The organism is Chromohalobacter moromii, assembly GCF_023091865.1.
Classification (GTDB): domain Bacteria; phylum Pseudomonadota; class Gammaproteobacteria; order Pseudomonadales; family Halomonadaceae; genus Chromohalobacter; species Chromohalobacter moromii.
On the sequence record NZ_JAHXDI010000003.1, the window covers coordinates 1 to 24,087 of the forward strand.

Annotated in this window: 22 protein-coding genes; 4 read left to right on the forward strand and 18 right to left on the reverse strand. The window is 61.7% G+C overall.

Translation table 11 applies throughout. The features are described from left to right. Positions 1 to 175: 175 nt before the first annotated feature. The 3 genes from KZO83_RS10005 to lldD are packed head-to-tail and all read right to left on the reverse strand — an operon-like array spanning position 176 to position 4,872. Positions 176 to 3,031, reverse strand: a complete 2,856-nt coding sequence (locus tag KZO83_RS10005; RefSeq protein ID WP_247620685.1) for an FAD-binding and (Fe-S)-binding domain-containing protein — start codon at positions 3,029 to 3,031, stop codon at positions 176 to 178. Then, complete coding sequence (locus KZO83_RS10010) at positions 3,028 to 3,663, reverse strand: HAD family hydrolase (protein ID WP_247620686.1); 636 nt, start codon at positions 3,661 to 3,663, stop codon at positions 3,028 to 3,030. Before KZO83_RS10010 ends, KZO83_RS10005 begins: the two co-directional genes overlap by 4 nt. 54 nt (positions 3,664 to 3,717) lie before the next feature. After that, a complete protein-coding gene (gene lldD / locus KZO83_RS10015) occupies positions 3,718 to 4,872 on the reverse strand; it encodes an FMN-dependent L-lactate dehydrogenase LldD (RefSeq protein ID WP_247620687.1) in 1,155 nt (384 codons plus the stop codon). Positions 4,873 to 5,243: 371 nt separating this feature from the next. Here lldD and KZO83_RS10020 point away from each other — a divergent pair, with 371 nt between their 5' ends. Beyond that, positions 5,244 to 6,029 carry a GntR family transcriptional regulator gene (locus tag KZO83_RS10020; protein WP_040240923.1) on the forward strand — a complete coding sequence of 262 codons (786 nt, stop codon included), beginning with the start codon at positions 5,244 to 5,246 and terminating at the stop codon, positions 6,027 to 6,029. A gap of 20 nt (positions 6,030 to 6,049) precedes the next feature. Here KZO83_RS10020 and KZO83_RS10025 read toward each other — a convergent pair whose 3' ends face one another. From KZO83_RS10025 to KZO83_RS10035, 3 genes are all read right to left on the reverse strand, one after another. Then, the gene (locus tag KZO83_RS10025; protein ID WP_247620688.1) at positions 6,050 to 6,721 is read right to left on the reverse strand and encodes a metal-dependent hydrolase; all 672 of its coding nucleotides are present in this window, start codon (positions 6,719 to 6,721) and stop codon (positions 6,050 to 6,052) included. A 128-nt stretch (positions 6,722 to 6,849) separates the two neighbouring features. Further along, on the reverse strand, positions 6,850 to 7,389 hold the full coding sequence (locus KZO83_RS10030) for a gamma carbonic anhydrase family protein (RefSeq protein ID WP_247620689.1): 540 nt from the start codon (positions 7,387 to 7,389) through the stop codon (positions 6,850 to 6,852). A 56-nt stretch (positions 7,390 to 7,445) separates the two neighbouring features. Next, a complete protein-coding gene (locus tag KZO83_RS10035) occupies positions 7,446 to 8,786 on the reverse strand; it encodes a sodium-dependent transporter (protein ID WP_247620690.1) in 1,341 nt (446 codons plus the stop codon). Between the two features lie 154 nt (positions 8,787 to 8,940). Between KZO83_RS10035 and prlC the strand changes: the two genes are divergently transcribed. Both prlC and KZO83_RS10045 read left to right on the forward strand, forming a co-directional pair. Further along, a complete protein-coding gene (gene prlC, locus KZO83_RS10040; protein ID WP_247620691.1) occupies positions 8,941 to 10,992 on the forward strand; it encodes an oligopeptidase A in 2,052 nt (683 codons plus the stop codon). Positions 10,993 to 11,073: 81 nt separating this feature from the next. Further along, positions 11,074 to 11,334, forward strand: a complete 261-nt coding sequence (locus tag KZO83_RS10045; protein ID WP_178998266.1) for a YheV family putative zinc ribbon protein — start codon at positions 11,074 to 11,076, stop codon at positions 11,332 to 11,334. A 97-nt stretch (positions 11,335 to 11,431) separates the two neighbouring features. Here KZO83_RS10045 and sodC read toward each other — a convergent pair whose 3' ends face one another. From sodC to yddG, 4 genes are all read right to left on the reverse strand, one after another. Then, positions 11,432 to 11,962 (reverse strand): superoxide dismutase [Cu-Zn] SodC, encoded by a 531-nt coding sequence (gene sodC, locus KZO83_RS10050; protein ID WP_247620692.1) that lies wholly within the window; start codon positions 11,960 to 11,962, stop codon positions 11,432 to 11,434. Positions 11,963 to 12,034: 72 nt separating this feature from the next. Then, positions 12,035 to 12,883 (reverse strand): methylenetetrahydrofolate reductase [NAD(P)H], encoded by an 849-nt coding sequence (gene metF / locus KZO83_RS10055; protein ID WP_178998268.1) that lies wholly within the window; start codon positions 12,881 to 12,883, stop codon positions 12,035 to 12,037. Between the two features lie 157 nt (positions 12,884 to 13,040). Next, a complete protein-coding gene (locus KZO83_RS10060; RefSeq protein WP_247620693.1) occupies positions 13,041 to 14,030 on the reverse strand; it encodes a cation diffusion facilitator family transporter in 990 nt (329 codons plus the stop codon). Positions 14,031 to 14,087: 57 nt separating this feature from the next. Continuing rightward, positions 14,088 to 14,984 (reverse strand): aromatic amino acid exporter YddG, encoded by an 897-nt coding sequence (gene yddG / locus KZO83_RS10065; protein ID WP_247620694.1) that lies wholly within the window; start codon positions 14,982 to 14,984, stop codon positions 14,088 to 14,090. Positions 14,985 to 15,299: 315 nt separating this feature from the next. On the opposite strand from yddG, the gene KZO83_RS10070 reads away from it, so the two are divergent. Further along, positions 15,300 to 16,229: an AEC family transporter gene (locus KZO83_RS10070; protein WP_247620695.1), complete on the forward strand. Its 930-nt coding sequence runs from the start codon at positions 15,300 to 15,302 to the stop codon at positions 16,227 to 16,229. A 14-nt stretch (positions 16,230 to 16,243) separates the two neighbouring features. On the opposite strand, the gene KZO83_RS10075 is transcribed toward KZO83_RS10070, so the two are convergent. The 8 genes from KZO83_RS10075 to KZO83_RS10110 all read right to left on the reverse strand — a co-directional run bounded on the left by KZO83_RS10075 (position 16,244) and on the right by KZO83_RS10110 (position 23,923). Next, positions 16,244 to 16,966: a helix-turn-helix transcriptional regulator gene (locus KZO83_RS10075; RefSeq protein WP_247620696.1), complete on the reverse strand. Its 723-nt coding sequence runs from the start codon at positions 16,964 to 16,966 to the stop codon at positions 16,244 to 16,246. A 14-nt stretch (positions 16,967 to 16,980) separates the two neighbouring features. Further along, the gene (locus KZO83_RS10080; protein ID WP_247620697.1) at positions 16,981 to 17,307 is read right to left on the reverse strand and encodes an AzlD domain-containing protein; all 327 of its coding nucleotides are present in this window, start codon (positions 17,305 to 17,307) and stop codon (positions 16,981 to 16,983) included. Further along, positions 17,304 to 18,032, reverse strand: a complete 729-nt coding sequence (locus KZO83_RS10085; RefSeq protein WP_247620698.1) for an AzlC family ABC transporter permease — start codon at positions 18,030 to 18,032, stop codon at positions 17,304 to 17,306. Before KZO83_RS10085 ends, KZO83_RS10080 begins: the two co-directional genes overlap by 4 nt. After that, a complete protein-coding gene (locus KZO83_RS10090; RefSeq protein ID WP_247620699.1) occupies positions 18,029 to 18,565 on the reverse strand; it encodes a helix-turn-helix domain-containing protein in 537 nt (178 codons plus the stop codon). The genes KZO83_RS10085 and KZO83_RS10090 overlap by 4 nt, the downstream gene beginning before the upstream one ends. Before the next feature lie 124 nt (positions 18,566 to 18,689). Continuing rightward, positions 18,690 to 20,864 (reverse strand): TRAP transporter permease, encoded by a 2,175-nt coding sequence (locus tag KZO83_RS10095; RefSeq protein WP_247620700.1) that lies wholly within the window; start codon positions 20,862 to 20,864, stop codon positions 18,690 to 18,692. A 29-nt stretch (positions 20,865 to 20,893) separates the two neighbouring features. Beyond that, the gene (locus KZO83_RS10100) at positions 20,894 to 21,391 is read right to left on the reverse strand and encodes a DUF1850 domain-containing protein (protein WP_178998276.1); all 498 of its coding nucleotides are present in this window, start codon (positions 21,389 to 21,391) and stop codon (positions 20,894 to 20,896) included. A 26-nt stretch (positions 21,392 to 21,417) separates the two neighbouring features. Then, positions 21,418 to 22,551: a TAXI family TRAP transporter solute-binding subunit gene (locus KZO83_RS10105; protein ID WP_247620701.1), complete on the reverse strand. Its 1,134-nt coding sequence runs from the start codon at positions 22,549 to 22,551 to the stop codon at positions 21,418 to 21,420. 124 nt (positions 22,552 to 22,675) lie between these two features. Further along, complete coding sequence (locus KZO83_RS10110; protein WP_247620702.1) at positions 22,676 to 23,923, reverse strand: cation:proton antiporter; 1,248 nt, start codon at positions 23,921 to 23,923, stop codon at positions 22,676 to 22,678. Positions 23,924 to 24,087: the final 164 nt, after the last annotated feature.

Sequence of the window (24,087 nt, forward strand, 5' to 3'; positions counted from 1 at the left end):
TGGCGTCACTGTCAAGCGAGAAAGCCACCCGAAGACTTGGAATTCTCAAGCAAGTCAGTCACTTGCGCTACCTCTCCACCGCTGGCCACGAGGTCCGTCGCCGGCAGCGGATGCGTACTTTACGATCCACAGCGGCTGAACGCAAGAGCATATTTTAAAAATAGTCGTCCGGCACTTATGTGGCAACACCTTCGACCGCACAGGGGCGACTGACTTCGTTGAGCAAGTCGAGAATCGAGCGATAAGGGATTCCAGCATGATAGCTCAGCCCCATCTCGCAAGTCCGAGAGTTGGAATAGCCGATATCACACCCATGGACGGCATCTGCCAGGCCGCGCAGCGCGGCGGCGTTCAACTCCGGTGTGGTTAACCCTTTGTCCCCCGCGAATCCGCAGCAGGCGATCTCCGCCGGCACCACGACATCATCGGCACACGCTTGTGCCAGTGTCATGAACTTGTCGCTCAACCCCATGCGCGCACTCGAACACGTAATATGCAGAGCGATACGCGCCTGTTTGGGCGTGACCGCCAGGCGTGCCAAGAGATAGTCGTGCGCAAATTCAACCGGCTCCTGGAGCGTCAAACGCGTATCGAGGCGTTCCACCATGCGTTGTGTACAGGGACTCGTATCACACAGTACGGGGTGGCGGCCGTTCTCGGACGCGAGCAATAACTCGCGGTTCAGTTCGCGCGCCTTGTGCTCCGCCTCGTCGAAATAACCCCGCGATTGAAACGCCATGCCACAGCAAAGATGCCCAATCATCGCGGGGATAATGACCTCGTAACCCGCCTTCTCGAGCAGCGCCAGGGTCGTGCGCGTCACGGCATCGGCCCCGTCATCCCCGCGCGAGGCACCGAAGACTCGCGTAGCGCACGCCGGTAGGTAGACGACTTTATCGCGCTTACCGCCGATCGGCTTTCCCGACCGGCGCTCAAGGATACGCACCGGCGCGGGCGCCGGTAGTGAAGGGATCCACTGCGGCAGACGGTCACCACTGAGCCGACGCACGCCTTGCGTCACGGCGCTCATCATGCCCGTACCCAGCACACCGTGCGTGGTATCCGCGAGTCGTAACACACCTCGCCCGATGCGGGTCGTGCCAGAAAAGTGTCGCCCCACCAGACGCGCCGTGCCGCCTCGTTCGACGACCTGGCGATGGCGCCACTCACGCACGAGATCGCCGGTATTGATGCTTACTGGACATTGCGTGGCGCACATGCCATCGGCAGCGCAGGTATCGATTCCCTGATATTGATAAGCCTCACGCAACGTCGCCAGACGCGCTGTCGACGCTTGCGTCCCCACGCTCTCGAGGCGTGCCATCTCACGCTGGATCACGATGCGTTGGCGCGGCGTCAGGGTCAGCTCGCGAGAGGGACAAACGGGTTCACAGAATCCGCACTCGATGCACTTATCCACAATCGGATCGGCGGCCGGCAGTGGCTTGAGGTTGTGGAGATGTAGTTCGGCATCGTGGCTTAGGATGACATTCGGGTTGAGCAGATTCTCGGCATCGAAGAGCGACTTGATTCGCCACATCAAAGCATATGCCTCAGCGCCCCACTCACGCTCGACGAAAGGCGCCATGTTACGTCCCGTGCCATGTTCCGCCTTGAGCGAGCCGCCGTATTCATCGGCTACCAGGGCCGCCACGTCATCCATCAGGGCGGCATAACGCTTCACCTCGACGGGCGCCTCGAAGCCCTGCGGAAAGACGAAGTGTAGGTTGCCTTCCAGCGCATGGCCGAAGAGGATGGCATCGTCATAACCATGCCGCCGGAATGTCTCGGTCAGCGCTGCCACGCCCGCCTCGAGGTGCTCGAGAGGAAAAGCGACATCTTCGATGATGACCGTGGTACCGACGTCGCGTACCGCCCCTACCGCAGGGAACAACCCCTTGCGCACCTTCCAGTAACGCGCATAGGTTTCGGAATCGCGCGTGAAGCCAAGTGGCTCCAGCGTCTGGATCCCCTCGAGCGCCGCATGTACGGCGGCAATACGTGCCTCCAGCGCGCGCTCCTTCTCGTCCCGTACATCGATGAGCAAGGCGGTCGCATCGTCGGGCAACGTCTCGAGGCCTGCCGGCATGCCCGGCGCCCCTTCCACTGCACGCAGAGCAGCACGATCCATCAGCTCCACCGCCGAGACCGGCGCCGACTTGAGCGCGAGCGTGGCACGGCACGCCGACGCCATATCCGGAAACAGCGCCAGTGCTGCGGTCTTAAGCGGCGCGTCCGGCACGGTGTCGTAGGTGATGGCGCTGATGAAACCAAGCGTCCCCTCGGAGCCGATCATCAGATGCGCGAGAATATCGAAGCCGTTCTCGAAATCGACCAGACTATTGAGCGCGTAACCGGTCGTATTCTTGAGTCGATACTTGTGGCGAATACGCTCGGCCAGCGGCGTATTCGCCCGCGTCTCGCGTCCCAGCGCCTCTAGCGCCTCGAGCAGCTCGCCATGCGAGGCACGGAACGACGCCCGGCTGTCCGCATCCGCCGTATCGAGCAGGGTGCCGTCGGCCAGGATCACGCGCATATCGCGGAGCGTGCGGTAACTGTTCTGTGCCGTGCCGCAACACATGCCCGAGGCATTGTTGGCGGCGATACCTCCGATCATGCAGCTATTGATCGACGCAGGGTCTGGCCCGATCTTGCGGCCGTAAGGGGCCAGCAACTGATTGGCGCGGGCGCCGATGATGCCAGGCTGTAGCCGAATTGCGCGCCCCTCGTCGAGGATCCGGTAATCGCGCCACCCCTGGTTCAACTGAATGAGCACCGAATCGGTCACCGCCTGCCCAGAGAGCGATGTTCCCGCCGTGCGAAACGTTACCGGCAAGCGCCGATGACGACATTCGGCCAGCACGATCATCAGTTCTTCTTCACTGTCGGGACGCACGACCAGTTGCGGGATCAGGCGATAGAAGCTGGCATCGCTACCATAGGCCAGCGTCCGCAGCGGATCGTCGATCAACTTGTGCGCGGGCAACCTTTCACGCAGCGCCTCGACCAGCTCTTTGTAGGACGTTGTCATCGCGGACTCCGGCCCTCAGGCGGGGGACGCAGCGCATCGAACTTGGCGAGAGCACCTCGAAGTTCGTCTAAGCCACGCACCTGGGTCGCCGTCATCCCCATCTCACGGGCAGCATCGACGCACTCGGGGTTGTCGTCGAAGAAACGCACCTGGCCGGGCACCACATCGAGCGCGCGACAGACGAACTCGAAGGCCTCGGGATCGGGCTTGCGCGCGCCAATCTCATGCGAGGCAAAAGCTTTCTCGAAGGGCAAATCAATACGGTAGTCATCGATTAGCCGCCGCCAGTGAACGGGGTTGGTGTTGCTGAGTATAGCGCGACGATAGGTGGGACGAATGCGCTCGACCAATGCCATCGCGCCCGCATAGGGACCACGCATCCAAGCGTCGAACACTGCCAGGAATGCCGCTGGCGTCATGTCCAGCTCGAGTGCCTCAAGCGCCGCCCGAGCAAAGCGCGTGCCATCGTCGCTGCCAGTTTCGAACGGCGTGATCGCTTCGAAGCCCATCCAGAAGCGCCGCGCCTGCTCGGTATCGAAACGTCCCTGAGTCAGCTCGACTAGCCCAGATGTGCCGCGCCAGTCGACCAGCACCCCGCCAGCATCGAATAGCAACACCGTCTCATCGGTCATTCGTCTCTCCCCGCTCCTGTAGCCCCCTCAGCATGGCGCACGATCATCACCCGCTCAATCAACTCCAGAGCACGCACCCGACACCAGCGAATCCGCCCCAAGTTCGGCGATGGAGCGCGCCCCGGTGAGCGTCATCGCCACCCGCATCTCCTTCTCGAACAGCTCGAGCAGGTGAGTAACACCTGCCTCGCCGGCGGTGGCCAATGCATAGATATAAGCGCGCCCCAACAATACAGTATCGGCCCCCATGGCGATCATGCGCACGACGTCCAGCCCATTACGCACGCCGGAATCGGCCAGGATGGCCAGGTCACCTTTGACAGCGTCGGCGATGGCCGGCAAGGCACGCGCGGTAGAAGGCACACCGTCGAGTTGACGACCGCCATGGTTGGAAACGACGATGCCATCGGCACCGAAGCGCACTGCATCGCGGGCGTCTTCGGGGTCGAGTATCCCCTTGATGATCATCGGGCCATCCCAGAATTCGCGAATCCATTCCAAATCCTTCCAGGAGATGGCGGGATCGAAATTGTTGCCGAGCCAGGCGATATAATCCTCGAGCCCCGTCGGCTGGCCGCGATAGTCCGAAACGTTGCCCAAGTCATGAGGGCGGCCATGGAGGCCCACGTCCCAGGCCCAGGAGGGGTGTGTCACGGCCTGCAGCATGCGCCGAAGCCCCGCGCGCTTGCCGCTCATGCCAGAGTGGGCATCGCGATAACGCGCCCCCGGCACGGGCATGTCGACCGTGAAGACCAGCGTCTTGACGCCGGCGGCCTTGGCGCGCTCCAGCACATGCTTCATGAACCCCCTGTCCTTCAGCACGTAAAGCTGGAACCAGAGAGGACGATCGATTGCCGAGGCCACCTCGTCGATCGGGCACACCGATACCGTCGACAGCGTGAACGGTATGCCTTTCCCAGCCGCTGCGCGTGCCGCCTGAACCTCGCCGCGCCGGGCATACATGCCCGCCAATCCCACGGGCGCCAGCGCAACCGGCATGGCCATGGGTTCACCGAACAATTCGGTTTCCAGTGATAGGCTAGACATGTCCTTCAGCACGCGCTGACGCAACGCGATACCGGCAAGGTCCTCGACATTGCGTCGCAGCGTATGCTCGGCGTAAGCGCCCCCATCGGCATAGTGGAATAAAAAGGGCGGAATATGTCGCTTGGCGGCCTGACGGTAGTCCGTGGAAGCAGAAATGATCATGACGAACCCTGTGCAAGTGATGCGCTCGCGGTGAAGGAGTATCGCGGCGACGTGTCGAACGCTCGGAGAGTGGCGATAAGAGAGTCATTAAGACCTAGGCGGGCGAGGACATGGAAATGGGTTCTCGCACTCGCCTTTATTGGTTTTACCAATTTACAAAATTGGATCAATCAACTCTATGAGGGGGCACTGAAGAGTGTCAATGAAGAACCTACTTATTGGGCACCAATAGCTTTAAACTTTAGTCAAAGCCGTATTGCCGGGCCTTCGCCGAAGGCTGGAGTGGCGCGAAAAGATTGCGTAAAATTGGTCAGACCATTTATTAGCTGGCTTTACGCCCGTCATCAATCAACGAGTAACGAGCGACGTCCATGGCCCCACAACACCTCAGGCAACCGCGTCTCGCCGACGTCATCACCGAGCGGCTCGAGGCCATGCTGATCGAAGGCAGCCTCAAACCGGGAGAGAAGTTACCTCCCGAGCGTGAATTGGCGGAGCACTTCGGCGTTTCGCGCCCTTCGCTTCGCGAGGCCATTCAGAAGTTAGCCGCACGCGGCCTGCTCACCAGCCGCCAGGGCGGCGGCACCTTCGTCTCCGAACAGCTCAGCAATAGCTATAGCGATCCGCTTCTGGAAATGCTGACGCGACACGGTGAGTTCAATCTCGACCTGCTCGAATTCCGCGACACTCTGGAAGGCATCTCAGCCTATTACGCCGCCTTGCGTGCAACACCCGACGACAAGGCCATGCTGCAAACGCGCTTCGAGGAACTAGAGGCCAGTTACCGGCACCCCGACCGCAGCAGCGATCCCATGCGCGAGGCCCGTGCCGACGCCGCTTTTCATCTGGCCATCGCCGAGGCAGGTCATAACGTCCTGTTGCTGCACACTATGCGCGGGCTGTTTCACCTGCTGGAGAAAAGCATCGTCGCCAATCTGGCCCATTTGTTCGAGAAGCCAGACTCCCGCGACCGCCTCATGGACCAGCATCGCGCCCTATTCGAGAGTATCGTCGCCGGCAACGCCGACGAAGCAAGGACACGTGCCCACGAACACCTGGCCTTCGTCGAAAATGGGCTGCTTGAGCTCGAGCGCGCCGAGACACGCGCCCAGCGCGCGCAACGCCGTTCCCAAGGGTTACCCGAATCACCTACCTGAGGCCATCTCGTCAGACCACATCATAACCAAGATGTTACGCCACGGTTCACCAACTCCAGCAACGTGGGCCAGGGCGGCAACCACGGCGCCAGAGCAACGCCCAATAACAACCACATTACAGCGTTGCCGGGCTCACGGTAATCGAAGAGTTTGAAGGCAGTCCCGAAGGAGCGCTTGAGCCGCGAGCCGACCAGGTCGACGCTGTACAACTCGTCGAGCAACAGGTGGATCAATGCCCCCCCGCTAAGCGCCAGCCCCTGGGCCCAGGCCATCGGTGCAGACTGATCCAGCAAATGGAAACTCATCGCCGCCGTGCCCATACCGCACAGCAAACTCGCCAGCAACGAGTGCCAGATGCCGCGATGCACCGTGAAACGCTTGAAGATCGCGCCAGCCAGGTAGCGTACCCCGAGATACAAACCACCGCATGCAAGGACCAATGGGCCCAGCGCCAGGCGCGATTGCAGCCATAGTGCCCCGGCGATCACCGCCAGGACCGCCAGCAGGGTGAAAATCAGACGAATGGCGTGCGACTGATCGGAGTCGATATCGGGCAGGATGCCGCCAAACGCCGTCAATATCGCCAGCGGCCAGCCCTCGTTGAAACTCCAGAGGCTTGCCTGCCAGCCGGTATAGGCCGCCAACGCGCCGCCGCCCAGGGCAACGCCGAAATGTGTGCGAAAGTTGGCCATGGCCTGCCCGAGACGCCCTCGCCAATACTGGATGAAAAACCAGATTATGGGGCTTCATGACGAGACAAAACAATGCGTTAAGCGAGAAAATACCGCCTCGGGCAGGCTTGGCACGCGCCAGCGTGTCATTATACGGGGGGCTGGGCCAGATACTCGTCCTTGAGTTTCACGTAATTCCCCGCCGTATACTTGAAAAACGCGCGCTCAGCCTCCTTGAGGGCTCTGAGCGGCTTCGCGGGATTGCCCGCATAGACGTATCCGCTTTCCAGGCGTTTGCCAGGCGTTACCACCGCCCCGGCGGCGATGATCACTTCATCCTCGACGACCACGCCATCCATGACCGTGGCGCCCATTCCCACCAGTACCCGACTGCCGATGGTACAACCGTGCAATAGCGCCTTGTGGCCCACCGTCACGTCATCACCGAGCGTCAGCGGATAGCCCTCGGGGTTATAGTCGCTAGCATGAGTGATGTGCAGCACACTGCCATCCTGGATACTGCAACGCGCACCGATGCGAATGCGGTGCATGTCGCCGCGAATCACGGTCATCGGCCATACCGAACAATCGTCACTCAAGGTGACATCGCCCAGCACTACGCAGGCAGGATCGATATAGACCCGCGCCCCCAAGCGCGGTGTCGTCCCTTTGAACGTTCGCAATGTCATCCGCTCTCTCCTTTATTCCCTTCTATGGTGATCGGGCAATTCATGGTGAACGGGTATCACCATAGCGCCGACAACAGCACGATGACGACCAGCGGAATCGACACGTAGCGCACCAGTCCACGCCATAGCCGGAACCCACCGGGGCCCGCGTCAAGCGAGCGCATGGACGTGCTCGCCGGCATGACCCAGGCGGCGAAGATAGCGATCAACAGCCCGCCGATAGGCAGGAAGAACTCCAGTGGCACGGTGGTCACCAGTTCGAAGAAATTCATGCCCGCCAGCCATTTCACCTCCGCTAGACTCGAGAACGAGAACACCGACAGCAAGCCGACCAACCACACCAAGGAGCCGATCAAAGCCGCCGCTTTGCCGCGCTTGAGACCGGCATCGGTCAAGATTGCCACCAACGGCTCGGCCAGATTGATCGATGAGGTCCATGTCGCCAGCAACAACAGCAGGAAGAAAACACCCAGCCACAACGGCCCACCCGGCAGATCCGAAAAAGCAATGGGCAGGGTCACGAACATCAGTCCTGGCCCCTCGGCGGGATCCATACCCTGCGAGAACACCACCGAAAAAATCGCGATGCCCGCAAGCAACGCCACGGCGACATCCAGCACCGCCACCGCCGCCACTGCGCGCGGCAGACTCTGGTGATCGGGCATATAGGCACCGTAGGCCATCAGCGCGCAGGCGCCTACCGCCAGGGTGAAGAAGGCGTGCCCCATGGCATTGAGCACCACGCTCAAGGTGATGGCCGCAAGATCAGGCGTGAATAGCCACGCCATCGCGATGCCGAAGCCGTCGGTGGTTACGGCGTAACCGACCAGCACCACCAGCAGGATGTAGAGTAACGGCATCAGCAGGTTGTTGAGCCGTTCCAGACCGCCTGAAATACCCGCCGCGACCACCGACATGGTCAGCAATATGAACAACGTATGGTTGAACGTCATGCGTAGTGGATCGGCGAGGAAAGCATCGAAACTAGCGCCGATCTCGTCCGGCGTGCGGCCGCTGAAGTTGCCGTTGATCGACTCGATCAAATACTCGATCGACCACCCCGAGACCACCGAATAGAACGACAGGATGAAGAACACCGTCAACGCCCCGAATAGCCCCAGCCAACGCCAATGCGGCGACACCCCCGCCTGGCGCGCCAAATGCGCCAATGATTGCATCGGCCCGCGACGACCGGCTCGCCCCACGAGGATCTCGGCCATCATGATGGGTAGCCCCAGGATCAGCACGAACACCACATACAGCAACAGGAACACCGCCCCGCCGTTTTCGCCTGTCATGTAGGGAAAGCGCCAGATATTGCCCAGCCCCACGGCCGCCCCGGTCACCGCGAGAATGAAGGCACGTCGCGACCCCCAGCGTTCCAGCGTTTCACTCATGGCGTTGTATCCTTCGTCGCACGACTCATGGCGCACCCGCGCCGAAAGCGCCAAGCCTAGCAGGCGCGGGGATGGCGGCCAATTGCCGCAACATTGAAAGCAGCCCGGCCCACCCCCACCTATGCTTCATTCACACGTTCATATCGAGGTGCCCATGTCACGCAACCCTTTGCTCGAATCGCATGTCCTGCCGCCGTTCGATGACATCCAGCCCGAGCATGTGGTGCCGGCCATCGAGCAGCTTCTGACGGAAAATCGCCGTGACATCGAGGCCCTCGCCAATCAGTCGCAGGTTAGCTGGGAGAGCCTCGCAGCGCCGCTCGAGGCCCTCAACGATCGCCTATCGCAGGCCTGGTCGCCGGTGTCACACCTCAATTCCACCATGAACAACGAAGCGCTGCGCGAAGCCTATCAAGCGTGTCTCGCCATGCTCTCCGACTACAGTACCTGGCTAGGCCAGCATCAGGGGCTCTTCGACGCCTTCACGCGCCTCAAGGAAAGCGACGAGTACGCTCATCTCGAGGAAGGGCAGCAGCGCTCCATCGACAATACCTTGCGCGACTTCCGTCTCGCCGGGGTCGATCTGGCCGAGGACAAAAAGCGCCGCTACGGCGAGATTCAGGCACGCTTGTCGGAGCTGGCCAATACCTTCTCCAACCATGTGCTCGACGCCACCCAGGCATGGCACAAGGACTTGCCCGACGATGCGCGCCTGGGCGGGCTCCCCGAAAGCGCCCTATCCACGCTCAAGGCCAACGCCGAAGCCAAGGACGTCGCGGGGTATCGCATCACGCTCGACTTCCCCAGCTTCTACCCGGTGCTCTCCTTCGCCGACGACCGCGCACTGCGTGAAGAAGTCTATACCGCCTTCGTGACCCGTGCCTCGGACAAGGGCCCGCACGCCGGGCGTTTCGACAACGCCCCGATCATCGAGGAAACGCTGCGCCTGCGCCGCGAACTGGCCGAACTGCTCGGCTTTGGTACCTATGCCGAGTATTCGCTGGCCACCAAGATGGCCGACTCGCCCCAACAGGTACTGGGTTTTCTCGGTGACCTGGCCGACCGCGCGCACCCCCAGGCCCAGCGCGAGTTCAACGAGCTGGAGGCCTTCGCCCGCGAATCGCTGGGCCTCGAGACACTGAAGCCTTGGGATATCGGCTATGCCAGCGAAAAGCTTCGCGAGGCACGTTATGCCATCTCGCAAGAACAGCTGCGTCCCTATTTCCCCGCGCCCAAGGTGATCGAGGGCTTATTCCAGGTGACCGGTACGCTCTACGGCATCGACTTCGCCGAGCGCAACGACGTACCTCGCTACCACTCGGACGTGCGCTACTTCGAGATTCTCGACGGCGCGACGCCGATCGCCGGCTTCTACCTCGACCTTTACGCCCGCGAAGGCAAGCGTGGCGGTGCCTGGATGGACGAATGCCGTGTGCGTCGCACCCGCGAGGACGGCAGCCTGCAGTTGCCCGTCGCCTATCTGACCTGCAACTTCACGCGTCCCGTGGGTAGCAAGCCGGCGCTGCTCACTCATGACGAGGTGCTGACGCTCTTCCACGAGTTCGGGCATGGCCTGCACCACATGCTGACGCAACAGACCGTCGCCGATGTATCCGGCATCAACGGCGTCGCCTGGGACGCGGTCGAGCTACCCAGCCAGTTCATGGAAAACTTCTGCTGGGAGCGCGAGGGGCTAGACATGATCGCCGCGCATGTGGATACCGGCGAGAAGCTGCCTGATGCTCTGCTCGACAAGCTTCAAGCCGCGCGCAACTTCCAGTCAGCCATGGGCATGATGCGCCAACTCGAGTTGTCACTGTTCGACTTCCGCCTACACCATGAACTCGAAGCGCCCGATGCCGGCGAGGTCCAGGCCCTGCTCGACGACGTACGCGACAAGACTTCCGTCACGCCGCGCGTCGACTTCAACCGCTTCCAGAACGGCTTCGGACATATCTTCGCCGGTGGTTACGCGGCGGGCTATTACAGCTACAAGTGGGCCGAAGTGCTCTCGGCGGATGCCTACAGCGCCTTCGAAGACGCCGGCATCTTCGACACCGAGACGGGCAAGCGCTTCCGTCAGGAAATCCTCGAGCGCGGTGGTTCACGTGACGCCGCCGCACTATTCAGCGCTTTTCGCGGCCGCGAGCCCAGCATCGAACCGCTACTGCGCCACACCGGCATCGAGAATGCCGACGCGGCCTGATAGCGTCTTATGCACTTCCGCTTTTGCAATCCTTTTCCAACCGGGCAACATGCCCGGTTGTCATCGTGAGAGGACGCCAAGATGACGACCAACCCCAAGCGTTTCATCGCCGGCGCCATTTGCCCGCGCTGCGCGGCCATGGATCGCATCCGTGCCTGGGAGCAGAACGGCATCCGCTATCGGGAATGCGTGTCCTGCGATTACCTCGAGCAGTTAGCCATCGATGAGAATGGTTTCGCCGAGGATCTCGCCACACGCGTCAACCAGCCACGTGAGGACGACACGTCCGATGACATCCAAACCGTGCGCTTGATCGATCCGAGTGACGGCAAGACGCACTGATCCCGGACCACGCCCCACCGCCACGGTATCAAGCAAGACGCATAAAAAAGGCTCCCGCTGGGGAGCCTTTTCGTTGCCGGCGTGACCGATAGTGCTATCAATCAGACAAGGTGCCGCAAGCGACGCGCTTCCCGCCGCCGCCCAGCTTGGGCTCGTCGGAATAATTGTCGCCACCGGCATGAATCATCAGGGCGCGGCCGTCCAAGTCGGAGGCTTCAAGGCGCGGCGCCAATACCGGTGTCGTGGCATTGCCCTCCTCATCGACCATCAACACCGGCAAGTCACCGAGGTGCCCTTCCGCATAGGGGCCCTGGTGCGTGCCCGTGTCTTCGGGGTCGTAGTGACCGCCGGCGGCACCGCCCGGCACCGCGTCACCGTCTTGCTCCGAGGGCTGGCAACTCGGGTTCATGTGTACGTGAAAACCGTGCATACCGGGTTCGAGACCTGACAGATCCGGGGTCAACAGCAGACCATAGTCGGTATCCTCGAGGGTCACGGTGCCCACGCTGTCGCCGGTGCCCTGGGCATTGACCTGATGCATTTCGATGTCATGTTGCGCTGCTTGGGCGCTTCCCAGCATCAACAGGGCACTGCCGATACCGAGTGCCATTTGCGAGATACGTAGCATGCCTTTCTCCTATCCATGGGTGAGACGTCTACCTCACTCAGGCTAGATGAAGAGCGCGCCAGACGCCATGCATCAGCTATCGCAGCGTAGGTTGTCGAGCACTCGCAGCGCCGGCGTCGCCTGGTTGAGCGTATAGAAATGCAGCCCCGGCGCTCCGCCGTCGAGTAGACGCTGGCACAGATTCGACACCACCTCCTCGCCGAAGGCCTGGATGCTCTCGCTATCGTCGCCGTAGGCCTCGAGCTGCTTGCGGATCCAGCGCGGAATGTCCGCCCCGCAGGCATCCGAGAAACGCGCCAATTTGGTGTAATTGCTGATCGGCATGATGCCCGGCACGATCGGCGCCTCGACCCCCAGCGCACGGGCGCGCTCGAGGAAATGGAAGTAGGCGTCGGCACTGAAGAAGTACTGCGTGATGGCGAGATCGGCACCGGCCTGCATCTTACGCACGAAATTCTGCAAATCATGCTCGTAGCTGGGCGCCTGAGGATGCACTTCGGGATACGCCGCCACCGCGATCTGGAAATGATCGCCGGTTTCCTTGCGGATGAACTCGACCAGCTCGTTGGCGTAACGCAGCTCGCCCATGCCCCCCATCCCCGAGGGCAAATCACCGCGCAGCGCGACCAGATTAGTGATCCCCGCTTCACGGAAACTCTCCAGGCGCTCGCGCAATTCGCCCTTGTCGCTGCCAATGCAGGACAGGTGCGGCGCCGTGTCGATGCCGCACTGGCGCACCGACTTGACGGTCTCGAAGGTCCGTGCCTGAGTCGAGCCCCCGGCGCCGTAGGTGACCGAGAAAAAACGCGGACGCCGCTCGGCGAGCGTGTCACGCACGCCTTTCAGCTTTTCCCGCCCAGCGTCGGTATTGGGCGGAAAGAATTCGAAGCTGATGCCCAGCGGATGTTCGCGAGTACTCATCGATGCAACCCTCTTCATGACATGGCGCGACCGACATCGGGTCACGTTCGTATTCGATGCCGCGCATTCTGCCGATCCCCGCCCGCGCTGACCAATGAAAGTTTCGCGGCTTGGCATTAATCCGGATCATGACGCCCAGCATCATGTGAAAGATGCCTCAAGGGTGCGTGGTGGATGTCACCTGGCAATCGCCGCCCGTCAGGCAGGCCTCACCTTCGACTTGCAGCGTGGCGTGACTGATCCCGAAACGTTCGTGCAGGCGCGCATAGGCCGCCTGGAGCATCGCCTGATGCGACATGTCATCGCGTACCACCAGATGCAGGCTCAATAGCGGATCCTGCGGGGTCAGCCCCCAGACATGCAAGTCATGCACGCTCACCACACCCTCGATGTCTTCCAGCGCCGTTCGAATTTTATCGACATCGACGCCTTCCGGTGTGCCTTCGAGAAGGGTATGGGCCGAGCGGCGCAGAATTTTCCAGGCCGCGCGCAGGATCAAAGCCGCGGCCAGCACGGAAAGCAAGGGATCGATGGGCGTCCATCCGGTCAGCATGATCACTAACGAGGCCGCAATCGCCGCCACCGATCCCAGCAGGTCGCCCATGACGTGCAACAGCGCCCCGCGCAGGTTGAGGTTTTCCTGATCGCCGCCGTGCAGAACCTTGAATACCACGAGATTCACCAGCAAACCGAGTATCGCGATGGTCATCATCGGCCCGGCCAGCACCTCTATCGGCTGCGTGAAACGCTCGATGGCAGCGATGAATATCCATACCGCGATACCCAACAACATCAGCCCATTGATGAAAGCTGCCAACACCTGGAATCGCTGGTAACCGAAGGTGCGGCGCTTGTCCGGCGCCTTGTCGCCCATGTAAAAGGCGAACAATGCCAGCCCCAGCGCAAAGCTGTCGCTGAACATGTGCCCGGCATCGGCCAGCAGCGCCAGCGATCCCGATACCCAGCCGCCTATCACTTCCGCCAACATGAAACCGGCGGTCAGGTACATGGCGAACTTAACGCGCTTGGCGCTATCGGCGGTGACCGTGGGCGCGTGGTCGTGGTCGTGGTCGTGGTCGTGGTCGTGGTCGTGGTCGTGGTGATGATCATGCGCCGCATGATCGTGACCGGAAGACGAATGTCCCATACCGTCGTGCCTCTCTATGGCTTTCCTCCAGTGTAATGTCTGGAGTGGACTTCAGGGTCAATCCGCGGATCTTTTGCCATGTCGCGGCGCACGTAACCAGCCACTGCCGATCAGCATGCCCAGCGTGATAAGGGCCGCGGCCAGCACCAGCCACAGAGTCGCGGTGGCGTAGCCGGTGGCGATCAGCACCAGCGTCGAGAGCAATGGCGTAAAGTAAGCCAACAGCCCCAACAAGCGCAGATCGCCGTGCTTGACGCCCACGTCCCAGGTGAAGAATGCGCTTCCCACCGGGCCGAGGCCCAGACCGATCACACCGAGCCAACCGATGCCCTGGGGCCAGCGCGAGGGCTCGAAAAGCCAGTGACACAACGCCGCCAGCACGGCCGTCGCCAGGCAGAATCCGCCCACGGCCGCCGTGGGGACCGCGCGATTGGCACGCGACAGCACCGAATAGCCGCTCCACAGGAAGGCGCAGGCAAAGGCGGCGACGTAGCCCACGGCGCTACCCGAGGCACTGACATCGCCTCCCACCAGCAAGGCAGCGCCCACGAAGCCCAACAGCGCTCCCACGACGTGGCGTGCACGCAGTCGCTCACCGGGCAGCAGCGCTACGAACAACACGATCAACAGCGGCCATAGATAGCTGATCAACCCGGCATTGGCTGGCGGTGCATTCTGCTGGGCGACGAAATACAGCGCGTGATAACCGAACAGACCGCCCACGCCCAGCGCCCAGACGCGCGGCGGCTGGCGCAGGGGCGCGCGCAGCGACTCGCCGCGTAGTCGCAACCAGACCATGAAGCACACGAACGCCAGACCGAACGCCAGCGCGGTGAGCAAAAACGGCGGCACCGGCCCCGCCAATTGCGTTAACGCCGCCAGCAATGCCCAGTTGAGCACCGTGGTGGCACCGATCAAGGTGGCCCGGCGAGACGCGGACGACTCGAGCGACATGATGAACTCCCATGTGACATGAACGCGAGCTCCCAGGCTGCCACGCCCACACGCCACAAACTTGTCGAATCCTGACCCGAGGACTACCGCATTAGGTGCATTACAAGCGCCTCAGGGACAGGTCAAAGCGAGGGTTTTTTGCCATGGATGGCAAAAGTAGTGCCCAAGGACGGGTTTACAGCGCCCTCGCGAAGACCTGTCGCTGGAAAAGCACCGATAAGTAAGCGGCCCTATAAGCGTGCTGAATCCTGCTTCCAGGGCTGCCCAACAAGGCGCATAACGGGCATCATGGGCGTTCATTATCAGGAATGCCGCATGTCTCAAGTCGACCTTTCTCAACCGCTGTGGATGCTGCTGATCTTCGTGGCACTGGGCTGGCTCTGCGCGCGCCGACTGGCCGTCGACCCGCGCCCCATCGCCACGCTGTTGATCTATCTCATCGCGCCGCTGACGTTCTTTCGCGGGCTCTATCTGGGCGAGCCCTCGCCTGCCTTGCTGGGCTTGACGGCGGGCATGTTCGCGCTGGCAAGCCTCCTGTGCCTGGCGACTCACGCCGTCGTGCGGCGTTACTTCGCCCCGCAGGAAGCCGCGCTGCTGGCATTTTCCGCAGGCACCGGCAACACCGGCTACTTCGGGCTGCCCCTGGCCATGGCGTTGCTACCGCCGGAGGGCGTCGCCGCTTATCTATTCTGCCTGCTCGGCGTCACGCTCTTCGAATTCAGCGTGGGCTTTTACATCAGCGCCCGGGGGCAATTCTCGGTTCGCGAGAGCCTCGCCAAGATCGTCCGCTTGCCGTTGCTCTATGCCTTCATCGCCGCCCTGCTCGCCTATCATCTGCCTTGGTCGGTGCCCGGCGCGGTGATCGAAGGGCTCGACTACTTCCGCGCTAGCTACACCGTGCTCGGCATGATGATCATCGGCATGACGCTGGGTGGGGTCTCGATGCGTGCGTTCGACGCCCGCTTTCTGGGCGTCTGCATCGCCGCACGCTACGTGATGTGGCCCTTGGTGATGCTGGGTCTGGTGCTCGGCCTGCAAGCGACAATGGGCATTTCGGCGACGCTCGCCGGCGCACTGCTGTTGCTGGGCGTGGTGCCCATGGCGGCCAATGTCGTGGTCATCGCCATGGAGCTGAACATCCGCCCCGCCAAGGGCGCCATCGCCGTTCTCGTGACGACCGTGGCGGCGCCGCTGATCATTCCGCCCTATCTCGACGTTCTGTGGCGGCTCGTGGGCCTCGATTAACGTACAGGCTCTGGTTAGTCAGCCGACTGGCGATGTTGCCGCCACTCGCGTGGTGACAGCGCATGACGGGCGCGGAAGGCACGCGAAAAATGCGCGCTGTCGTGAAAACCGCATGCCTGGGCGATCTCGGTGAGGGGGCGGCGGGTATTGTGCATCAGCGTGCAGGCGCGTTGCAGGCGACGCTCGATCAACCAGGCGTGCGGCGAGGCACCGGTAAGGACACGAAAACGCCGCGCGAATGCCGCCTCCGCCATGTGGCATCGAGCCGCCCAGTCACGCACACGCCAAGGTGCCGCCAGATCCGCTTCGACCTCCGGCAGCAAATGCAGCAAGCGCAAGCGCGGCTCGGTATGCGTCGTGTGCCCCGCTTTGAGCAGTACATGAAGCCGCCTCGCCAACACATCGGGACGCGCGCCAATGAGCGCAGAGACATCCGCACGCACGGTTGACGGCAAACGACGCGACGTGACATCGCCAAGCCCCGCCGCCTCGCACCAGGCGACGGGGAGGTCGAGCACCAGCGTGCGATTGTGGCACGGCGCCAGATAGTGGTGCTCGCTGCCGCTGGCGATAGTGACAAGCCGCCCCGCATCCACGTGCGCGCCGCGTCCGCCCGCTTCCAGCTCGACTACGCCCTCGAGCCCAATCAGCCACTGGTGGAAGCCATGGCGGTCGGTCAGCACCCGGTCCGGGTAGCGGCGTGTCTCGGCGGTGGGAAGTAAACATTCATTCGACATGGAGACGGCTCATCTCAATCGGCCAGGGCCCAGCCGGCCGCACCATAGATGCCGGCGCCAACCAACGTGGCCAGCCCCACGTTAGGGGTCAAACGCTGCACCAGCAACACCGCCGCCGCGCCCAGTGCCAAGCGTACCCCGCCACGCCAATGTGGCGCCTGCCCCCATAGTTCGTTCAACGAGAGGGCGATCAACGCCGCAATGGCGGCAAGCCCCAGCGCCCCGAGGAAGCGGCTCAGCCAGCCTTCACCTCGCGCCAGGCGCGTCCCGGAAAGCAGCGGCAAATAGCGTATTAGAAACGTACCCACTCCCGCCGCGATCACGATACCCCACCATGTCATGTCATCGCCTCCTGAGAGCATCTGGCACGAGGTCGGCGGCTACCCACCGTGGCCCCCGCCAGCATGCCGATAAGCATGGCCACATGCCCTGGCCACCACACCATCCCCAATAGCGTGACACTGGTCGCAACGGCTACCACCGGCCATCGAGCACGACGCCACGCCTGCGCCAGCAAGGCCAGGAACAGCGCGGGCAGCACGAAGTCGAGTGCCTGTGCCACGTAGCCACTCTCATTTGCCCATCCCGCCCCCACGCTGGCGCCCAGCGCCGTACCGCCGACCCAGGCCAGATAAGCGCCCGCGGCGAGTCCGAGGCACCAGGCTGGCTCGAGAGGCCGCGACGCCCCCTTGGCCATCGCCGTGGCGAAAACTTCATCGGTCAGCCCGAACGCCAGCCAAGGCGCCAGACGACGCGGCAATGCCACGAGGTGTGTCGCCAGCGCCGGACCATAGAACACATGGCGTAGATTCATCATCAACACCGCCGACAACACCGTGAGCCCACCGCTGCCTGCGGCCATCATCGCCACCATCACGAACTGGCTGGCACCGGCGAAGACCAGCAACGAAATGCCCACGGCCTGCCAGAGTGTCAGCCCGGACTGCACGGCGATGACTCCGAACGAGAACGCGATCGGCGCATAGCCGACGACCAACGACAGACTCTCGCGCAAGCCTTGGCCAGCAGAGCGCCAGGACGACGAGATTGCCCGTTCGCGATTCATCGAGCCACCTCATCATGCGGATACACGATGCTGACCACGAGTCGTGTGGCGTCCAATAGGGCTTCATAGCGATGCTCGACGTCCGCCGCGAACTCGTGCCCTTCACCCGGTCGACAAACGGCCAAGGCATCGAGCGCCCCTACCCGTAACGTGCCTTCGACCGCCAAGACATGCTCCCGCACGCCTCGCGGATGCGCCCGCGAGGTTTTCATCTCCCCCGGTGCCAGGTGCATGAGGTAGACCTCCACCCGAGGCGACTGTTGCCCGCGCACCATCAGTTGCACACCGCCGCCACCGGGTTCGCTGACGGTCATGCCATCTTCGCCCTCGGCGAGCAACTCGCTGAACGCCACACCCAGCGTATTCGCGAGCGTCCAAAGCGTTTCGATGGTGGGATTTCCCTTGCCGGCTTCAAGCTGCGAGAGCGTCGATTTGCTGATCGCGGCCCGTTCGGCCAGTGCGCTCAATGAATAACCCTGCATTTCGCGGAGGCGGCGTAAGTTGGCGACGATGACGGGACTCGGTGATGACATACGGTGTTTACCAAAAAGAACGATTTCGTTCTTTTTAACGAACGACAGACTAAAAAACAAGGGCGCCAGCCGGCGCCCCTGATTATCAATACGCACCATCGACATGCGCAGTCGCATCCGAGTGTCACACCGTCGCGGATTGCGTCTTCTTGGCCAGCAGGAACAAGACAGCCGTGATGGCCGCACCGACGCCATCGCTGATCAATCCCGGATAGATCAATGCCAGCGCCCCCACCGCTGCCAGCAGACGCCAGAACGGATTGAGCGGCCGACGCAGATAACCTTCCACCGCCACGGCCAGCAACAAGACGCCGACCACACCGGTGACGACCACCCACAGGATATTGCCAAGCGTCGCATCGATCATCAGCATACTGTGCGCGAACACGAACATGTAGGGCACCACGAACCCGGCGACAGCCAGCTTCATGGCCTGGAAGCCCGTGGCATTGGGCGAGCCACCGCTGATACCGGCACCGGCATAGGCTGCCAGGGCCACCGGCGGGGTCAGGTTGGCGAACAACCCGAAATAGAACACGAACATGTGCGCCACGAAGATCGCCGTCTCGTTACTGCCCGCCAATTCACGGAACAGCGGCAGGTTGAGCAGGATCGGCGCCGCCATGGTGCTGGTGATGATGTAGGTAGGAATGCTCGGCAGCCCCATCCCCAGCACGATGGACGCGATCATGGTCAGAAACAGCGTGACCAGAAGCTGAATCATGGGGATCGGAATCTGCTGACCCAGAGTGACCACGGCATCGGCAGCGTCCAGAGCAATGCCAGTGAGCGTGGCGATCCCCACGATGATGCCCACCGCACCACAAGCGACCGCCACGGGAATGGCATTGCGCACGCCATCGTGCATTGCATCGCGGCACTCGGCGATATCCATTTTCTCCGCTATCAGGCCGAGTTTGGCCCGCACGGCGTTGATCGCCACCGGCACCGCAATGATCAGGAACAGTGACCAGCGACTCGCCGGCATGTTGGGCTGCGCATAATCGGCAAACAATGCCCGCAATTGCGGCTCGAAAATCAACAGCGCCAGAACCGCGCTGACACCCACGGTGACCCGACGCGTGCCACAGATCAGCACGGTCGCGGCAATCGACCAGAAGGCCGCGAAAAATGGCGCCCGGCCATCGAACAGCAGCCACAGCAACACCACCATCGGCACCAGCAGATGACCGCGCTTGAGCATGACGGCCTTGAACGGCGTCAGCTCGGCGCGCGGGATGCCCTCGAGGCCATTGCGCAGAGCACGCAGGTGCACCTGGAACAACACCCCCAGATAGAACAGCAACGCGGGGATGATGCCGGCCAGGACCACCTGGGTATAAGGCACCGACAGGACTTCCGCCATGATGAAGGCAGCCGCGCCCATGATCGGCGGCAGGATCTGTCCGCCGACACTCGCCGAGGCCTCGACGGCGCCCGCGAAATTCGGCTTGTAACCGGTGCGCTTCATCAATGGAATGGTGAAGGCCCCCGTGGTCACCACATTGGCGATCGCCGAACCATTGATCGATCCCAGAAAGCCGCTGGCGATGACCGCCACCTTAGCCGGGCCGCCGCGTGTATGCCCTGCCACGGCCAGCGCCAGATCATTGAAGAGTTGCCCCAGTCCCGACTTGCCCAGAAAAGCACCGAACAAGATGAACAGAATGATATAGCTGGCCGATACCCCGATGGCGGTACCCAGCAAGCCCTCGGTGATGAACACCAGATGCGACATGATCTGGCGGCAGGTGGCCAAAATGATCGACTCGTTCAATTGCGGATAGAACGACAACTTGGCGTAGAACCCGTAGGCCAGGAAAATCGTCGCCAGTAGCGTCAGCCCCCACCCGGTCGCGCGCCTGGTGGCATCGAGCACCAGCAGAATGGCCACAAAGCCCACCAGCATATCGACATCGTTGATGCGTCCCGCCGAGGCAATGACGCGATCGGACACCACCAGCATATAAACACCGACACCAAACGCCAGTACCGCTAGAACGGCATCCCCCCACGGCACTCGGTCGCGCGCCCCCTTGCGGGTCAACGGATAGAGAATGAACGTCAGACCCAACAGGGTATACAAGTGGATACTGCGTTGAGCCACATCGACCAACGGCCCCGAAAACGAGGTATACAGGTGGAATAATGCCAGCAATATCGCCAGGCCAGTGACAAACTTGACCACTAGATCCGGCAAGGCATCACGGACCAAACTTTCACGGTCAAACTTTTCCAGCGCCTCCTGGACCGCCTTGTCATTATCCTCGGCGGCTGGTGCACTTTTATCTTGAGACATAGGGAGCTTCATCCTCGCAAGGCGAGTCATTACGATAACCAGGGCCGCACCAATGCCGGCAATACTCGCCAGAGTGGAGCCCTGCGAACGCTAAACGTGTAAATCGGCGGCGGAGAGGCATGCGATAACGCGAACATATGCCCGGCATAGCGCATGCGATAATGCTCAGCGGAGGCTGCTTGGACAGCGAGAGGATCCACGACGCGGTCGATGCCCGTCATTACCACCCAACCATCCTTGAGGTGGGTTTCCTTGCCCGCCGATGCCGGTACGCCTGCTCCAAAGGTTTTGAAACGGGTACCAGTGATCTCGATCGCGCCGCCTTCGGTCACCTCGAACCACTCTTCCCAGTCTTCCTTCTCGACCGAGTGCGTCCAACGCAAAGTGAACGATGTGCCTTCCCAACCCGGGAAGGCATAGCGCCATTGAGACCCTTCGCGTACCGCCAACCAGGGCCATGGATACAACACGGTGGCGATCGCCATGATCGCCACCGTGCCGCCGATCCACCAACGCTTACGCGGCATAGTGCCTCATACCGCTAGGCCTTGCATCAGGATTGTGCGTCGTCGGCGCTATCCTCGCTCGAGGCGTCGTCGCCACCGTCCTCTGAGGACAACGAATCGTAGAATTCCTGAGCCCCAGGATGCACCGGCGCCACCAGGTTCTGATTCATGGTGTCAGGATCGAACTGCTTGAGAGCGCCGACCGAGACGTTCTCGGAATTGAGATAGTCATGGAAACGCTGGGTCAGCTCTTCGGCGACGTCATCACGCATATCGCCACTGACGATCAACATGTTGCGGATCGCCACGGTGTCGACTTCTTCACCGAGGTCGTAACGCTCAGGCGCGCCCGCCGGCAGCGTATATGTCTCGTAATACGGATAGGCTTCCAGCAGCTTGTCCGCCACGTCGCCGCTCACCGGCACGAAGGTGATGTCGGTGCTCTGCATCAACCCGGTGATGCTCGAGTTGGGCACGCCGGACGTAAAGAAGGCCGCATCCAGATTGCCGTTGCTCATGCTGGTCACGCTATCGGCATACCCGGTATGGCTGACCTGAGCCAGGTCGTCATAGCTCAAGTCGGCGGACTCGAGCACCTTGGCTGCGCTCTGCTCGACGCCGGAACCGACCTTGCCCACGCCGACGCGCTTGCCTTCGAGATCAGCAATGCTCTCGATGCCACTGTCCTCGGTGGCCACGATCTGCACGACGTTGGGATAAAGGCCGGCGAGCGCCTGGATATCGGCGGGCTGACCATCGAACTGGTTTTCACCGTTGACGGCATCGTAGGCGACATCGCTCATCACGATGGCGATCTGATTGAGGCCATCGGTGATATTGTTGATGTTCTGCACCGACGCGCCGGTGGAGACGACCTGAACGTCATCGACGAGATCACTGGCTTCGAAGACGCCCTTCAAGGCGCCGCCGATGGGATAGTAGGTGCCCCCCGTGCCTCCGGTGCCAAAGATCAGGCTGACCGGCTCGGCGCTCGCGGTCTGCTGGCCGCCTTCACCATTGGTGTCACCAGCCGAGGTCTGCTCTTCGGACGCCTGTGAGCTCGATTCGCCGTTTTGCGTCGCCTCCTCGGTCTCGGCGTCACTCCCGTCGTCACCGCAACCGGCCAACAGAGCACCGGAAAGGCCCAGCGCCGCGACCAACATGCCTGTGCGTAACATCATTATTCACCCCATCATTTGAACGTCCTCGACGCATTCGGCCGAAGCAAAACTTAATACAATGAAGGATAGAGTAAGGAACGCCCGGCGGGGATACCATGCCTGAACTGGCAACTACCACTAAAGTCTAACTCTGTTTGGAGTCTTGAGATAAGACACGCTGAACCAGGCGGCCGATCGTCAGCCCCTGAGCCAGAATCGAAAAGAGAACGATGATGTAGGTCACCATCACGATAGTGTTGCGATAGTCGCTCTCGGGCAGCCCCAGCGCCAGCGCCACCGAGATGCCGCCTCGCAGCCCACCCCAAGTGAGCACTCGCGTCGTCCCATGCCGATAAGGCACCCAACGCCTCAGTACGATGATGGGGAGACCAATGGTGAGCAAGCGCATCATCAGGATGACAACAATCATGGGGCCCGCAACGATCAAATAGGACCACTGGAAAGGAATCAGCAGCAGTTCGAGCCCGATCAGCACGAACAACACCGCGTTGAGAATCTCGTCGATCAGCTCCCAGAAGCCATCGACATAACGGCGGGTGGTATCCGACATGGCATGTTCACGACCACGATTACCGATGAACAGGCCGGCGATGACCATCGAAATCGGCCCCGATACGTGCAGATGCGTTGCCAGCGTATATCCCCCCAGCACCAGCGCCAGGCTGACCAGTACCTCGACCTGATACTGATCGATGCTCTTCATCATCCAGTAGGCGATATAACCCATGGCCAATCCGAGCAGCGCCCCGCCGCCGGCCTCTTCAAGAAACAGTACCGCGGAGTGTGTGAACGTCAGCGTTTCGGTCGCAGTCGCCGCCCCCAGCATCACGGTGAACACCACCACCGCGACGCCATCATTGAACAGGGACTCGCCGACGATCTTGATCTCCATATCCTCGGGCGCACCGGCGCTTCGCATGATGCCAAGCACGGCAATTGGGTCCGTTGGCGAGATCAGCGCCCCGAAGACCAGGCAATAAAGATAGGGCACCCCCACATGAAAAGTGGCGAACAGCCACCAAGCCGCGCTGCCGATCGCCACGGTCGAGATCACCACACCGACGGTAGCGAGAAAGCCGACCGAATACCGGTAGCGCTTGAGTTTGTGAAAATCGACGTGCAACGCACCGGCAAACAACAGACACGACAGCATGCCGTCCATCAGCAAGGCGTTGAAGTTTATCTGGCCCAGCCAGGCTTCCGCCCAATCGGTAATGCCGTCGAAACCGAAGTGACTCAATGTGATCAGCAACACCGACGCCAACAACGAGATGCACATCACGCCGATCGTCGCCGGTAGTTTGATGAAGCGATAGTTGAACCACGCAAACAGCGCGGTGATCGTTATGAAGACCGCTGCGATTTCCAACATGCAAAGACATCCCTGTCGCTGCCAATCATGGCGAAGTGTCGCTGGAGCTCTCGTCTCCGTCATTCAACGGTAGAGGCTCTTGGTAGAGGCGACCATGATGCGGATTTAGCGCCCCCATAATCGATCAAAAAAGCGGACCCGGGAACCCGGATCCGCCATGCCGT